Annotated in this window: 13 protein-coding genes; 12 read left to right on the top strand and 1 reads right to left on the bottom strand. The window is 68.4% G+C overall.

From position 1 onward, the window contains the following. The first annotated feature begins 4 nt into the window (after positions 1-4). From gap to ACZ5BM_RS12550, 12 genes are all read left to right on the top strand, one after another. Positions 5-1,024 (top strand): type I glyceraldehyde-3-phosphate dehydrogenase, encoded by a 1,020-nt coding sequence (gap, locus tag ACZ5BM_RS12605; protein WP_498908408.1) that lies wholly within the window; start codon positions 5-7, stop codon positions 1,022-1,024. A 2-nt stretch (positions 1,025-1,026) separates the two neighbouring features. Continuing rightward, complete coding sequence (locus ACZ5BM_RS12600; protein WP_498908407.1) at positions 1,027-2,256, top strand: phosphoglycerate kinase; 1,230 nt, start codon at positions 1,027-1,029, stop codon at positions 2,254-2,256. 105 nt (positions 2,257-2,361) lie between these two features. Further along, positions 2,362-2,559 carry a hypothetical protein gene (locus ACZ5BM_RS12595; RefSeq protein ID WP_498908406.1) on the top strand — a complete coding sequence of 66 codons (198 nt, stop codon included), beginning with the start codon at positions 2,362-2,364 and terminating at the stop codon, positions 2,557-2,559. 111 nt (positions 2,560-2,670) lie between these two features. Then, positions 2,671-3,216 (top strand): hypothetical protein, encoded by a 546-nt coding sequence (locus ACZ5BM_RS12590; protein ID WP_498908404.1) that lies wholly within the window; start codon positions 2,671-2,673, stop codon positions 3,214-3,216. A gap of 57 nt (positions 3,217-3,273) precedes the next feature. Further along, on the top strand, positions 3,274-4,176 hold the full coding sequence (locus ACZ5BM_RS12585) for a hypothetical protein (protein WP_498908403.1): 903 nt from the start codon (positions 3,274-3,276) through the stop codon (positions 4,174-4,176). A gap of 103 nt (positions 4,177-4,279) precedes the next feature. Beyond that, a complete protein-coding gene (locus ACZ5BM_RS12580; protein WP_498908401.1) occupies positions 4,280-5,095 on the top strand; it encodes a class I SAM-dependent methyltransferase in 816 nt (271 codons plus the stop codon). A gap of 383 nt (positions 5,096-5,478) precedes the next feature. Next, on the top strand, positions 5,479-5,565 hold the full coding sequence (gene kdpF, locus ACZ5BM_RS12575) for a K(+)-transporting ATPase subunit F (protein WP_498911614.1): 87 nt from the start codon (positions 5,479-5,481) through the stop codon (positions 5,563-5,565). Between the two features lie 13 nt (positions 5,566-5,578). Next, on the top strand, positions 5,579-7,285 hold the full coding sequence (kdpA, locus tag ACZ5BM_RS12570; protein WP_498908400.1) for a potassium-transporting ATPase subunit KdpA: 1,707 nt from the start codon (positions 5,579-5,581) through the stop codon (positions 7,283-7,285). Between the two features lie 23 nt (positions 7,286-7,308). Beyond that, positions 7,309-9,363: a potassium-transporting ATPase subunit KdpB gene (gene kdpB, locus ACZ5BM_RS12565; RefSeq protein ID WP_498908399.1), complete on the top strand. Its 2,055-nt coding sequence runs from the start codon at positions 7,309-7,311 to the stop codon at positions 9,361-9,363. A gap of 5 nt (positions 9,364-9,368) precedes the next feature. Beyond that, complete coding sequence (gene kdpC, locus ACZ5BM_RS12560; protein ID WP_498908397.1) at positions 9,369-9,959, top strand: potassium-transporting ATPase subunit C; 591 nt, start codon at positions 9,369-9,371, stop codon at positions 9,957-9,959. Between the two features lie 45 nt (positions 9,960-10,004). Further along, complete coding sequence (locus tag ACZ5BM_RS12555; protein ID WP_498908395.1) at positions 10,005-12,659, top strand: KdpD family sensor histidine kinase; 2,655 nt, start codon at positions 10,005-10,007, stop codon at positions 12,657-12,659. 9 nt (positions 12,660-12,668) lie between these two features. Continuing rightward, on the top strand, positions 12,669-13,355 hold the full coding sequence (locus ACZ5BM_RS12550) for a response regulator transcription factor KdpE (RefSeq protein WP_498908394.1): 687 nt from the start codon (positions 12,669-12,671) through the stop codon (positions 13,353-13,355). Positions 13,356-13,539: 184 nt separating this feature from the next. Here ACZ5BM_RS12550 and ACZ5BM_RS12545 read toward each other — a convergent pair whose 3' ends face one another. Continuing rightward, positions 13,540-14,949, bottom strand: coding sequence for an MFS transporter (locus ACZ5BM_RS12545; RefSeq protein ID WP_498908393.1), 1,410 nt, complete (start codon positions 14,947-14,949; stop codon positions 13,540-13,542). Between the last annotated feature and the right edge of the window lie 3 nt (positions 14,950-14,952).

The raw sequence follows: 14,952 nt of genomic DNA, 5'->3' as shown, positions 1-14,952 counted from the left end.
GTCAATGGCTGTCAAGCTCGCCATCAACGGCTTCGGACGGATCGGCCGTCTGGTTCTGCGCGGCATCATCGAGAGCGGCCGCACCGACGTCGAGGTGATCGCCATCAACGACCTCGGCTCGGTGGCCGACAACGCCCATCTGCTGCGCTACGACAGCGTGCATGGCCGCTTCCCCGGCGAGATCGCCGTGGAAGGCAACACCATCCACATCACCGCGAACGGCCGCAGCTACGCGCCGATCACCGTGTCGGCCGAACGCGACCCGTCCAAGGTGCCCTACCAGGGCGTCGACGTGGCGATGGAATGCACCGGCCTGTTCACCAAGAAGGAAGCCGCGAGCCAGCTGATCACCGCCGGCGCGCGCAAGGTGCTGGTGTCGGCTCCGGCCGACGGCGTGGACGCGACCATCGTCTTCGGCGTGAACCAGGACACCATCACCAAGGAGATGACCGTCATCTCCAACGCGTCCTGCACCACCAACTGCCTCGCCCCGATGGCGAAGGTGCTGGACGACGCGTTCGGCATCGAGCGCGGCTACATGGTGACGATCCATTCCTACACCGGCGACCAGCGCACGGTGGACACGCTGCACAAGGACCCGCATCGCGCCCGCGCCGCGGCGCTGAACATGATCCCGACCTCCACCGGCGCCGCCCGCGCCGTGGGTCTGGTTCTGCCGCAGCTCAAGGGCAAGCTGGACGGCACCGCCATCCGCGTGCCGACGCCCAACGTGTCGCTGGTCTCGCTCGACTTCGTGCCGGGCAAGATCCCCGGTTCGGTGGACGAGGTGAACGCCCTGTTCCGTGACGCCGCCGCCGGCGCCATGAAGGGCATCCTGGTCTACTCGACCGATCCGTGCGTTTCGACCGACTTCAACCACCAGAAGGCGTCCTGCTCGTTCGACGCGACCCAGACGGCGCTGATCGACGGCGGCAAGCTGGTGCGCGTGTGCGGCTGGTACGACAACGAGTGGGGCTTCTCCAACCGCATGGCCGACACGGCCGCCGCGTTCGGAGCGCTCTGATCATGGCCGCAGCCGCACCGTCCTTCCGGACGATCGACAACCTCGACTGTGCCGGCAAGCGCGTGCTGCTGCGGGCCGACCTGAACGTGCCGGTGCGGGAGGGGCGGATCACCGACCTCACCCGCATCGAGCGCCTGGCGCCGACCATCCGCGAACTGGCCGACAAGGGCGCGCGGGTGATCGTGGTCAGCCATTTCGACCGACCGAAGGGCAAGCGCGTGCCGGAGATGTCGCTGGCGCCGGTGCGCGAGGCGATGGCCACCGTGCTGGGTCATCCGGTGCATTTCGCGGCCGACTGCATCGGTCCGGACGCCGAAACGGCGGTGGCCGCGCTCAAGGACGGCGAGGTGCTGGTGCTGGAAAACACCCGCTACCATGCCGGCGAGGAAGCCAACGACCCGGAGCTGTCGCGCGCGCTCGCGTCGCTCGCCGACATCTACGTCAATGACGCCTTCTCGGCGGCGCATCGCGCCCATGCCTCGACCGAGGGCGTGGCGCAACATCTTCCGGCCCATGCCGGGCGTCTGATGCAGGCCGAGCTGGACGCGCTGACGCTGGCGCTGGAGAACCCGGAGCGTCCGGTGGGGGCCGTGATCGGCGGCGCCAAGATCTCCACCAAGCTCGACCTGATCGGCAACATCCTGGCCAAGGTCGACGTGCTGATCATCGGCGGCGCGATGGCCAACACCTTCCTGGCCGCCCAGGGCGTGAATGTCGGCAAGTCGCTGCAGGAAGCCGACATGCACGACACGGCGCGGGCGATCATGGCGCAGGCTGAAGCGCGCGGCTGCCGCATCCTGCTGCCGGTGGATGCTGTGGTGGCCCGCGAGTTCAAGGCCAATGCCGCCAACGACACGGTGGGCATCGATGCCGTGCCGGCCGACACCATGATCCTGGATGCCGGCCCGCTGACGGTGGCGACGCTCGCCGCCGAAGTGGCGAAGCTGCGCACGCTGGTCTGGAACGGGCCGCTGGGCGCGTTCGAGATCGCGCCGTTCGATGTCGGCACCAACACGCTGGCGCGCGCGGTGGCGGAGCTGACCAAGGCCGGTACGCTGCGCTCGGTGGCGGGCGGCGGCGATACGGTGTCGGCGCTGCGCCATGCCGGCGTGGCCGACCAGTTCTCCTATGTCAGCACCGCAGGCGGCGCGTTCCTGGAATGGTTGGAAGGCAAGACCCTGCCGGGCATCCAGGCCCTGACCGCCCTGCGCGGCATCGCCCTGCCGACCTGAACCCGGAAAGGGCGGCGCTCTTCCCGGGGCGCCGCCCGTCCATCGTCGCGAGAACGACGCGGCATTAACCGTTCGGTAACCGGTCGCGGCGTACCCTGCACCGGCATGATCGCCAACTCCTCCCTCCAGTCGTTCTCGGTGCCGGATCGCCCGGCGCGCACCGGTGCGGCCTCGTCCGCCGGTCCAGCCGCTGCTGGCGCGTCCCGTCACGCCAACGCCGACACCGCGCGAAACCCGCCAGAAACGGCGCGCGCCGCCCCGGTTCCGGGCGCGCGCGGCAGCCTTCTGGACCGCTGGGCGTGATCACATTCGGAATCGCCCTGTAACAGATCCTGTTTTCTCGTTGCGGCGTGTCGCGCCATCGCTCACATTGTCGTCATGACCGAAGCGGTTCCCTCCAGCCGGATCACGACCATGCGTTCGAGGCCCGTTCTGCGGCATCTCGCCGCCTTCGCTGCTGCGACGGCGTTGCTCACCGGCTCCGCCTGGGCGTCGTCTTCGCCCGATGCGCTGCCGACGGTGAATATCGGCACGGCGATCCCGGCGGATAGCACCGCACTGCCGTCCGACCCCGCGACCATCGAGGCGCAGCCTGCGCCGGCGGCGCCGAAACCGGTGCGTCGCGTCAGCCGTCTCCAGCTCCAGACCATCGACACCGCCAGCCTCGCCACCGCGATGAGCGATTCCGGAGGCGGCCGCCTGCATGGCACGGTTCCGGTGATCCAGGCGCACGCCACCGCGATGCGTCCGGCACCGCTGCCGGACCAGGACGTGGACGCGCCGGGCCCGGACGCACAGACCCTCGCCGCGCAGCAACAGGCCAGCGTCGGCCCGAGCTTCTACGGCAACAAGGATCATTTCTCCGGCGACGGGTTCTCCGCCGGTTCCAACCTGGAAAGCGACAAGAACAATCGTCGCCGTCCGGGCGGCGGGATGAGCCTGTCGATCCCGATGCCCTGAGTTTCCCGAGGCGCTGAGTTTCCGCTGGCGCCGATCCGCTGATAGGATCGGCCTGCGATGACGGATCCGAGCCAGTTGCCTCCCGAAAGCGCGCCGCCGGTCCTGCCGGTCGCGGAGCGATTGATCGCCGCATTCCTGGCCGGGCCGCCCGGCACGGGCGCGAACCTGACCGGCCCCAGACGGGATATCGACCGGGTCCTGGAACGGATCGGCACGCTGGCCGATCCGGCCCGCCTGCTGCTGCTCCCGGTCATGGCCGCGGCCACGACGCCGCCCGATCTGCGCAGGACGGTGGAACAGGCCCTTTCCGGCCGCCATGACCGGGACACGCGGCTTCTGCTGGCCGTACCGGATGCGGGGCTGCTCTCCGCCGACATGCTGCGCGAGCTGGAACAGGCCGCGGAAGCGGCGCGGCAGCATGGCGGCCTCGTTCTGCTTCTCGGCAGCAACCGCCCCCTTTCGCCGTTGCTGGACGAGGCCGGGCTGTCGCATCTGCACGCCGTCATGCGGACTGTCCTGGACGCGGCGGAAGCCGGGCTCGTCGCCGCACCGCGCCAGGATCTGGTGGCGCCGCCCCGGGAGGAGCCCCGCGCCCTGGTCGCCACCGGGACGCCGCCCGCGCGCCGGCGCTCTTTCCTGACGCTTCTGTTGATCCTGTTGTCGCTGCTGGTTCTGTCGGCCGGAGCCCTGCTGTTGTTCGGGCCGCGCCCGCAGCCAGCACGGCCCGTGCCGCCGCCGACGGAATTTCAGCCCGGCCAGGCCGTGAACCGGTGGGGACGGCATGCCGATCTGCTGATGCGGGCGCAGCCGGGAGACACCCTGCTCTCTCTTTATCAGCGCGTTTATGCCGGTGCCGATGCGCCGCCTTTCACGCAGGTGCAGCAGATGAACCCGTCCGTGGCCCCGGGCGCGCGTCTGGTGTTTCCACCGCCGCGGAACGGGTGGCCGGACAGACCGTAACCAGGCCGAAACGTGGCGTGACGCAATCGTAACGAGCAGGTCAGGCGGCGGAACGGGACATCCGGGCTAGCTTCCTCGCTTCACCGGCCCGAGGAGCCGTTCCATGCGCGTTTCCGCTTCCCTTTTCGGCGCTCTATGCGTTCTGGCGAGCGTCCAGGCGGCGCGCGCCGCGCCCGATCCGGCCCTGTCGCAGGCCGTCGCCTCGCCGGACCGGACGCCGAAGATGATCGCCCGCGATCCGGCGCGGCATCCGGTCGAGGAGCTGAGCTTCTTCGGCGTGACCCCGGAATCGTCGGTGATCGAGATCTGGCCCGGCGGCGGCTACTGGACGCAGATCCTGGCGCCGCTGCTGCGCGATCATGGCCGCTACACCCTCGCCATGGGCCCGCAGGACGGCGACCGGACGGAACGGCATTTCGCCCTGTCGCCGGACTTCCAGGCGATGCTTGCGGCGCATCCGGCCGATTACGATCGCATCCACATCACCAGGCTCGGCGCGCATGACACCGATCTCGGGCCGGCGGACAGCGCCGATATCGTCCTCACCTTCCGCAACCTGCACAACTGGATGGAAGCCGGCGATACGGAAGCGGTGCTGCGCGGCATCCATGCCGTACTGAAGCCGGGCGGCATCCTCGGCGTGGAGGACCATCGCGCCAACACGAGATCGCCGCAGGACCCGAAGGCGGAGAACGGCTATGTGCGGCAGGACTACGCGATCGCGCTGATCGAGAAGGCCGGTTTCAAGCTGGTCGGCACGTCGGAGATCGATGCCAATCCGCGCGACGATGCCGAGCACCCGAAAGGCGTCTGGACCCTGCCGCCGACCTATGCCCTGGGTGCCACGGACCATGCGAAATACGAAGCGATCGGCGAGGCGGACAATTTCGTTCTGAAGTTCCGTAAGATCGGGAACTGAATCTGCCTTTGCTTTCAAGGAGCGATGGAAGATCCGTTCTTTCCTGAAAGAAAGAACCAAAGAATTTTTGTCCGTTTGGGCACTGCCCATGCCGATCAGCCGTGAACCAAACGGATAGAAGTCTTTTTGCTTCTTTTTCTCCAGAAAAAGAAGACACCCATCGTCATCCCAGCACCCGCCGACCTTTATACCGCCTTTACGCTCCCGCTTCGGAACACGCATCGCGCCTTTACGCGGTTCCGCCCTAGTCCGGTGTTCACCATTTCCACCTGAACACCGGTGCACCGTTTCATGGTCGATCTTCTGCTTCTCGTCGCCGGCTCGGCCGGCCTGCTGCTGATGGTGGCCTACGCCTCCTTCTGCGACCGGATCTGAGCCAGGCCATGCTCGATCTCATCCTGGGCGGCATCGTGTCGTCGGCCTTGTTCTTCTATCTGCTCTGGGCGCTGCTGCGTCCGGAAGATCTGTGACGGGAGCGGCATCATGACCGTCTCCGGTCTCGCGCAGATCCTCGTCGTGCTGCTGGTGCCGGCTTTGCTGGCCCTGCCCCTCGGCCGATTCATCGCCCGCATCGCCACTGGCGAACGCACGCTGTTCTCGCCGGTGCTGGCGCCGGTCGAGCGCGGCCTGTTCGCCGCCTGCGGTATACGCGCCGACGCCTCGATGGGCTGGCGCGGCTACGTCTCGGCGCTGATCGCGTTCAGCGTCATGCATTTCGTTCTGCTCTATGCGGTTCTGCGCGGTCAGTACTACCTGCCGATGAATCCGCTGGGTTTGTCGGGCATGTCGCCGAGACTCGCCTTCAATACGGCGATCTCGTTCCTGACCAACACCAACTGGCAGGCCTATGCGGGCGAAACGACGCTGAGCCCGTTCTCGCAGATGCTCGGCCTGACATCGCACAACTTCCTGAGCGCAGCCATCGGCATCGCGGCCGCTTTCGCGGTGTCGCGCGCGTTCCGCAAGGGCTCCGGCGCGAACGGTCTCGGTAATGCGTGGGTCGACATCACGCGAATCACGCTGCATCTGCTGATCCCGCTCTCCGTTCTGGTGGCGATCGCGCTGATCGCGCTCGGCGTGCCGGATACGCTTCAGGCCAGCACCACCGTCACCACGCTCGAGGGCGTCAAGCAGGTGATCGCGCTGGGGCCGGTAGCGCTTCAGGAAGCGATCAAGAATCTCGGCACCAATGGCGGCGGGTTCTTCAATGCCAATGCAGCCCATCCGTTCGAGAATCCCGGCGTACTGTCCGATCTTTTGGAGAACTGGTCGCTGCTGCTGATCCCGTTCGCCATGCCGGTCGCGTTCGGCGTAATCGCCGAACGCGTGCGCGACGGCATCGCGCTGCTGATCACCATGGTCGTGCTTCTGGGTCTGTTCTCCGTGCTGCTCTATGCCGCCGAGGCCGCCGGCAACCCGCTGCTGCACGCGCTCGGCGTTCACGGCAGCAACATGGAAGGCAAGGAGGTGCGGTTCGGCGTCGCGCTCTCCTCCGTGTTCGCGGCGACCACCACCGGCACCTCCACCGGTGCAGTGATCGCGGCGCATGACAGCCTGATGCCGCTGGGCGGTCTGGTCGCCCTGTTCCTGATGCAGCTCGGCGAGGTGGTGCCGGGCGGCGTCGGATCGGGGCTCTACGGCATCGTCGTGTTCGCGATCATGGCCGTGTTCGTGGCCGGTCTGATGGTCGGACGCACGCCGGAATATCTCGGCAAGAAGATCGGTGCGCGCGAGGTGAAGCTGGCCATGCTGGCGGTGCTGATCCTGCCGTTGTGCATCCTGGGCGGCGCCGCGATCTCGCTCTGCACCGCATCCGGTCTCGGCTCGCTCGCCAATGCCGGCCCGCACGGTCTGAGCGAGATGCTGTATGCCTGGACCTCGGCCACGGCCAATAACGGCAGCGCGTTCGCCGGCCTGTCCGCCGACACGCCCCTGCTGGATTACGGCCTGGCCGTCGCCATGCTGCTGGGCCGGTTCGCCTTTCTGGTGCCGGTTCTGGCGATCGCCGGTTCGCTCGCGGCCAAGCCGTCCGTGCCGCCCGGCCAGGGCACGTTCCCGACCGACGGCGCCCTGTTCGTGGGCCTGCTCGCCGGCGTGATCCTGATCCTGGGCGGCCTGCAATTCCTGCCCGCTTTGTCCCTGGGCCCCCTGGCCGAGCATGTCTCCATGCTCGCCGGCCACAGCTACTGATTTTCTGATCCGGACCCGAACCGATGAACGCCATCACCTCCAACGCCGCGCAGAGCGCGTCGCCCATCAGGCTGCTGGACGGCGCCATCTTGCGCCGCGCCGTTCTGGATGCGCTGCGCAAGCTCAACCCGGCCCAGCTGATCCGCAACCCGGTGATCTTCGTCACCGAGATCGTCGCCGCCCTGGTCACGTTCCTGGCCGCGCGCAACGCGATCTTCGGCCATCCGGCCGCGTTCGCCGCCGCCATCGGCGCATGGCTCTGGCTCACGGTCCTGTTCGCCACCTTCGCCGAGGCGGTGGCGGAAGGGCGCGGCCGGGCACGGGCGGAAACGCTGCGACGCGCCCGCGCCGATCTGTCGGCCAAGCTGCTGGTGCGTCCCGACGACCGCGCCCTGTATCGCCCCGTCCCGGCGACGCAGCTTTCCGTCGGCGCCTTCGTGCTGGTGGAAGCGGGCGATCTGGTGCCGGCCGACGGCGAGATCGTCGAGGGCATCGGCTCCGTCGACGAAAGCGCCGTCACCGGCGAAAGCGCGCCCGTGATCCGCGAGGCCGGCGGCGATCGCTCCGCCGTGACCGGCGGCACACGCCTGCTGTCGGACTGGATGATCGTGCGCATCACCGCGGCGCCCGGCTCCACCTTCATCGACCGCATGATCGCGCTGGTGGAAGGCGCCAAGCGACGCAAGACGCCGAACGAGATCGCACTCGACATTCTTCTCGCCGGACTCACCATCATCTTCCTGATCGCGGTCGCCACTCTGGTCGGTTTCGCGCACTACTCCGGCCTCGTGCTCGGCGTGCCGGTTCTGGCCGCGCTGCTGGTGACGCTGATCCCGACCACCATCGGCGGGCTTCTCTCGGCGATCGGCATCGCCGGGATGGACCGACTGGTGCGGTTCAACGTGGTGGCGACGTCGGGACGCGCGGTGGAAGCGGCCGGCGACGTGGACATGCTGCTGCTCGACAAGACCGGCACCATCACCTTCGGCAACCGCATGGCGACCGCGTTCGAGCCGGTCTTCGGCGTGGATGCGCGCATCCTGGCTCAGGCCGCGGCCACGGCCTCGATCGGCGACGACACGCCGGAAGGCCGCTCCATCCTGGCCCTGGCCCGCGACCGCTACGGCATCGTCGCCGAAGCGCCTGCCGACGCCGTCACCGTGCCGTTCTCCGCCAACACGCGCCTGAGCGGGCTCGACGGCGCCGGCCGCTCCTGGCGCAAGGGTGCGGTGGACAGTCTGCTGGCGACGATCGGCGGGGCGGCGCCGGCCGGGTTCGCCGACAGCGTGGACCGCATCGCCCGCGCCGGCGGCACGCCGCTGGCCGTTTCGGAAGACGGGCATCTGCTCGGCGTGATCGCACTCTCCGACGTGGTGAAGCCCGGCATTCGAGAGCGCTTCGCCGCGCTGCGCCGTATGGGCATCCGCACGGTGATGATCACCGGTGACAACAAGGTGACCGCCGCCGCCATCGCCGCCGAAGCCGGGGTGGACGATTTCCTGGCCCAGGCCACGCCGCAGGACAAGCTCGACTATATCCGCCGCGTGCAGGCCGATGGGCGTCTGGTCGCGATGTGCGGCGACGGCACCAACGACGCGCCGGCCCTGGCGCAGGCGGATGTCGGCGTGGCGATGCAGACCGGCACGCAGGCCGCGCGCGAAGCCGGCAACATGGTCGATCTGGACAGCGATCCGACCAAGCTGATCGAGGTGGTGGAGATCGGCAAGCAGTTGCTGATCACGCGCGGCTCGCTCACCACCTTCTCGATCGCCAACGACGTCTCGAAATACTTCGCGATCTTGCCTGCGATTTTCGTGGCCGGTTATCCGGGGCTGGAGGCGCTGAACATCATGCGCCTCCATTCGCCGCAAAGCGCCATCATGAGCGCCGTGATCTTCAACGCGCTGATCATCGTGGTGCTGGTGCCGCTGGCGCTGCGCGGCGTGCGCTTTCGTCCGCTCGGCGCCGCCGCGCTGCTGCGACGCAATCTGCTGATCTACGGCGCGGGCGGTCTGGTGGCGCCGTTCATCGGCATCAAGCTGATCGATCTCGTTCTTTCATTCCTGCATCTGGCGTGAACACCATGCTGTCCTCCCTTCGTCCCGCCCTCGTCATCATGCTCTCCTTCACCGCTCTGACCGGTGCGGCCCTTCCGCTCGCTTTGGTCGGCGGCGCGCAGATCCTGGCGCCGGAAAAAGCCAATGGCAGTCTGGTCTTTCGCGACGGTCAGCCGGTCGGATCGACCCTGATCGGACAGAACGTCACCAGCGCGGGCTTCTTCCATCCGCGCCCCTCCGCCACGGTGGAACCCGATCCCAAGGACAGCGCCAAGACGATCCCGACACCCTATGCGGCGGACAACTCCGCCCCCTCCAACCTGGCTCCAACCTCCAAGGCGCTGATCGACCGCGTGCGCGCCGACATGGCGGCGCTGCACGAAACCAGCGCGCCCGCGGACGCGGTCACCACCTCCGGCTCCGGCCTCGACCCGGCTATCTCACCGGAGAACGCGCTCATGCAGGCCGATCGTATCGCCCAAGCGCGCCACCTCTCCCCGGAACAGGTGCGCGCGCTGATCGCGTCGCACACGCAGGCACCGCTGCTGGGCTTCCTGGGCAATCCGCGCGTGAACGTGCTGGCCCTGAACCTGGCGCTGCTCGACACGTCGCATTGACGCGGGAGCGGCAGTTCTCGCCGCTTTTGCTACAGTACCGTCCCGATGGACCCGACGCGCCCCGATCCTGACCGTCTGCTCGCCGCCGCGCTGCGCGAGCACGAAGGTCGGCTGAAGATCTTCCTCGGCGCAGCACCGGGGGTCGGCAAGACATGGGCTATGCTGGCGCGTGCGCGTGCGCTGCTGGATAATGGCACCGACGTGGTCGCCGGGGTGATCGAAACCCATGGCCGCGCCGGCACGGAGGAGCAGACACTCGGCCTGCCGGCACTCCCGCCGCTGATGCTGGAGGATCGCGGCCGCACCCTGGCCGAATTCGACCTGTTCGGCGCGCTGAAACGACGCCCCGCTCTGCTGCTGATGGACGAGCTGGCACATCACAACGCGCCGGGCGCGCACCATGCCAAGCGCTGGGAGGACGTGCGCGCGCTGCTGGCGGCCGGGGTCGATGTCTGGACCACGCTGAACATCCAGCACGTCGAGAGCCTGAACGACGACGTCGCCCGCATCACCGGCGTGCGCGTGCAGGAAACCGTGCCGGACCATGTTCTGGACGAGGCGGCCGAGATCGAGCTGATCGACCTATCGCCGCAGGCGCTGCGCGAACGTCTGCGCGAAGGCCGGATCTACCGTCCCGAAGTGGCGACGCGGGCGCTGGAGAACTACTTCCGCGAAGGCAATCTGGCCGCCCTGCGCGAGATTGCCCTGCGCCGCACGGCCAGCCGTGTGGATCGCGACGTGCGCGACTGGATGCAGGCGCAGCGCGTGGACGGTCCCTGGCCGGCGGCGGAGCACGTTCTGGCGCTGATCGGACCGGACGAAGCCGGCGAGGCGGTGGTGCGCTACGCCAAGCGCCTCGCCGACGCGCTGCATGCGGACTGGAGCGTTCTGCATGTCGAGCGCGCGCATCAGCCGCCGATGCGACGCCGCTCGCTCGCTCTCGCACGCGAGCTGGGTGCGTCGGTGGAAACGCGCGGCGGGCGCGATCTGGTGGCCGTGGCGCGGGAGGCGGCAGGGCAGCGCAACGCGACCCAGCTCGTGGTCGGACGCGCCCTGCCCGTGCAAGGCTGGCGTCGCTGGCGCACGCTGCTGCGCGGGCGGCGTAATCTGGCCGCGACCCTGATGCGCGCCTTGCCCGACCTGCCGCTGCATGCCGTGCCGACCGCCGCACCGCGCCCCCGGCCGCGCGTCATGGCGACGCGGCTGCGCGGCGGGCGTCCGCTGTTCTGGGTGACGGCGCTGGTGGCGCTGGTGACGGAAGCCGGTCTGCTGGCCGAGCCTTTGCTGCGCGAGGACACGGTCGGCATGCTGTTCCTGGTCGCCGTGGTGGCGGCGGCGCTGCTGGGCGGGCTGGGTTTAAGCCTGTTCGCCGCCGCCCTCGCCTTCCTGAGCTGGGACTTCTTCTTCATTCCCCCCGTGCACAGCATCACCATCGGCAATACGCACGATGCCGTGGGTCTGCTGGTGTTCGCCGCCGTGGCCGGCGTCACCGGCACTCTGGGCGGACGCGTGCGGGCGGAAGCGCGCGCGGCGCAGGCACGGATCGACAGCATGCGACGCGTCGGCGCGTTCGGTCGCGCTTTGTCCGGGCCGGTGGACGAAAACGGGCTGGCGCGCGAGATCGCCAGCCAGGCGGCGCAGATCGCGGGCGAGGCGGTGGTGCTGCTTCCGCCCGACCTTCTGCCCGCCGCCAGCGTACCGCCCGGCACCGAGCTGGACGAGCGCTCGCTGGCCGCGGCCCGGTTCTGCACCGCCAACCGGGTGGAAACAGGGCGCGGCACGCCCACCCTGCCCTCAGCCCTGTGGCGGTTCCGGCTGCTGGAGCCCGCGCATGGCGCGCCGATGGTGCTGGGCGTACGCGGCGCGGATCCGGCCGCGACCGGTGCGGACACGCCGGAGCATCAGGCGCTCGACGTTCTGGCCGATCAGGCGACGCTGGCACTGGACCGGATGCGTTTGTTCGTGCTCGCCGCCGAAGCCAGCGCGATGGAGGACACGCAGAAGCTGCGCACCGCCCTGCTCGGCTCCCTGGGACACGATCTGCGCACGCCGCTGACCGGGATCAGGGGCGCCGCCGACACGCTGCGCGGCGCCTGGGACCATCTGAGCCCGGACACGCGCAACGACCTGCTCTCGGCGATCGACGAGGACGTGGTGCGGATGACGCGCTTCCTGGCCAACATCACCGAGCTGACGCGCCTGGAATCCGGCCAGATCAAGCCGCGCGCGGAAATCGTCTCTCTGCCCGCCGTGGTGGAAGCGGCGATCGCCCGCGTGCCGGGCGCGGCGCAGGCGACCGTGTCGGTGTCGCCCGAGGCGGAAGGGCGCCGCGCCCTCGCCGATCCGGCGCTGCTGGAACAGGTGCTGGTCAACGTGCTCGACAACAGCGCGAAATATTCGCCGCAATGGTCTCATATCGCCGTGCGCATCACAGCACCCGTCCCCGGCGAATTGCTCGTCGGGATCGCCGACGAAGGGGTGGGCGTTCCGGCAGCGGATCTGCCGCATCTGTTCGACAGCTTCTTCCGCTCCACGCGCGGCGACAGGGTGGTGCCCGGCACCGGGCTCGGCCTGGCGATCGCGCGCGGGCTGGTGGACGCCATGGGCGGCCGCATCGCCGCACAAAGCCCGCGCCCCGACGTGCCGCGCGACGCCGCGCCGGGAACCCTTGTCAGCATCAGCCTTCCGGCTGGGGAGTGATCGATCGTAGTGTCACGTATCCTGCTGGTGGACGACGAGAAACAGATCCATCGTTTCCTGGGCCCCGCGCTGGAAGCGGCCGGCTACACCACGGACCATGCCGCGAACGGGGCGGAAGGGCTGCGTCTGGCGGCAGCCCACGCGCCGGCCCTGGTTCTGCTCGATCTGGGTCTGCCCGATCTCGACGGGCAGGAGGTGCTGCGCCGGTTGCGCGGCTTCTCGCCGGTGCCGGTGATCGTCCTGTCCGCGCGCGACCGCGACGAGGAGAAGGTGCGCGCCCTGGACGCGGGCGCGGACGATTTCGTGGAGAAGCCTTTCAGCGTCTCGGAACTTCTGGCCCGCATCCGTGCCACGCTCCGGCGCGCCGGCGACGCGCAGGATGCCGCCCCGCCGCCTTTCCTGCGCGTGGGCGCGGTGGAGATCGACGTGGCGGCGCATCGCGTCTTGGTGGATGGCGCCCCGGCCGGGCTGAGCCCGCGCGAATTCGCCCTTCTGGCCCTGCTGGCGCGCCATGCCGGGCGGGTGATGACGCACCGGCAGATCCTGGTGGCGCTCTGGGGCCCCGCCCATGCCGAGGATACGCAATATCTGCGCGTCTATATCGGCCAGCTCCGGCAGAAACTGGGCCCGGACGGACCGCGCCTGATCACCACGGAGCCGGGGGTGGGGTATCGGCTGGAAGCGTCGGCTTCCTAAAGAAGGAGGAAATCAAGCATCTTCTTTTTCCGAAAAAAAGAAGCAAAAAGACTTCGTCCACTTGAGTTACGAGAACCGACAAGGCACGAAACCAAACAGACAAAAGTTCTTTGGTTCTTTCTTTCCAAGAAAGAACAACTCTTTCCTTTCTCAGACACCAGGAGAAAGTAACAGCGAAGGGCTCTCAAGGCGACAGCTCGTCGAGGCTGCGTCCATTGGTCGAAGGCCCGAAGATGCCGATCCCCAGAATGATGGCCAGCATCGCCGCGGCGATCAGGCAGAAGACCGCCGGCGTGCCGAACGCATCCAGCAACCCCGACACCCAGGACCCGACGAAGACCGCGCTGACACGGCTCCAGGACGCGGTGAAGCCGATCGCGGCAGCACGGAAGCGGGTCGGAAACAACTCCGCCGCATAAGGGTGGAACGTGGTGATCATCCAGTTCAGGCCGAGCGTCACCAGGGCGCCGCTGAGCAGGATCGTCGGCGTTCCGGAAGCGACGGCGAAACCGAAACCTGCAAACAGGATCATGATTGCAGCGGACACGAGCTGCCATCTGCGCTCGACACGTTCCGCCAGCATCATGCCCAGAACGCCGCCAGCCGGCGTCAGGAGCACGATCATCGTGCTGTAGCCAAGCGAATCCACGATGGCGAAACCCTTGCGCACCAGCAGGATCGGCACGAAGGCGGTGAAGCCGAAGACCGCAATGGTCTGGCAGAACTGGAACACGGACAGGATCGCGGTACGCGCCCGGTAGGCGGGCGAGAACATCTCGCGCCAGGGGCGATCGGCGGAACGACGCAACGGCGCGGCGGAACAGGACGGCGGCGGCAGAAACCCGCCCTCCCGGATCGCACGTCGTTCGAGTTCGACCGCGATCCGGTCGGCCTCCTCGTGGCGCCCGCGCGCTTCCAGCCAGAGCGGACTTTCCGGCAATCCGCGCTGCAACACCCAGACCAGGCCCCCGCCCAGAGCGCCGAACAGGACGACGATCCGCCATCCGTCGACTCCGAACGGACGCGACGGCACCAGCAGCGCGGACAGGAACGCCGCTGCCGGCACGGCGGTCAGCACCAGCACGAAGGCGATGCCCATGTAGTGGCCGCGGGCGGAACTCGGAACCAGCTCGGCGATGAAGCTGTCGCTGTTCAGCATCTGCATGCCGACGCCCAGTCCGGCAACGAAGCGGGCCCCGTCGATCAGGACGGGATCGGACAGCACGCCGACCGCCAGTTGCGCCGCTGAATACAGCAACAGCGACCACACGAACACGACGCGGCGCCCGAGCCTGTCGGACAGCGTGCCGAGACCGATGGTCGAGACGAACATGCCGGCGAAGAACGCCGCCAGAAAACTGGCAAACCCACGCGGGTCAAAAAGGCCGTCGCTGCGCAGCGTGAAGATGCCGGAGCGGATCAGCCCGAGCGAGATGAATCCGGGCATGAAGAGTTCGAAGAACTCGAACCAGCCGCCGGACGCGATGCGGAGCACCAGACCCAGCATGTGACGCGATCGCGGCAGCCGATCGATCCGGGCGGCGATGTCGAACCGCTCCTCACCGGCCGGACCCACCGCGTTTTCCTCGGCCACGGG

Source organism: Lichenicola sp. GTC18331 (assembly GCF_055386855.1).
Note: the sequence above shows the minus strand (reverse complement) of the source record. Positions and strands in the feature narration are given on the sequence as shown.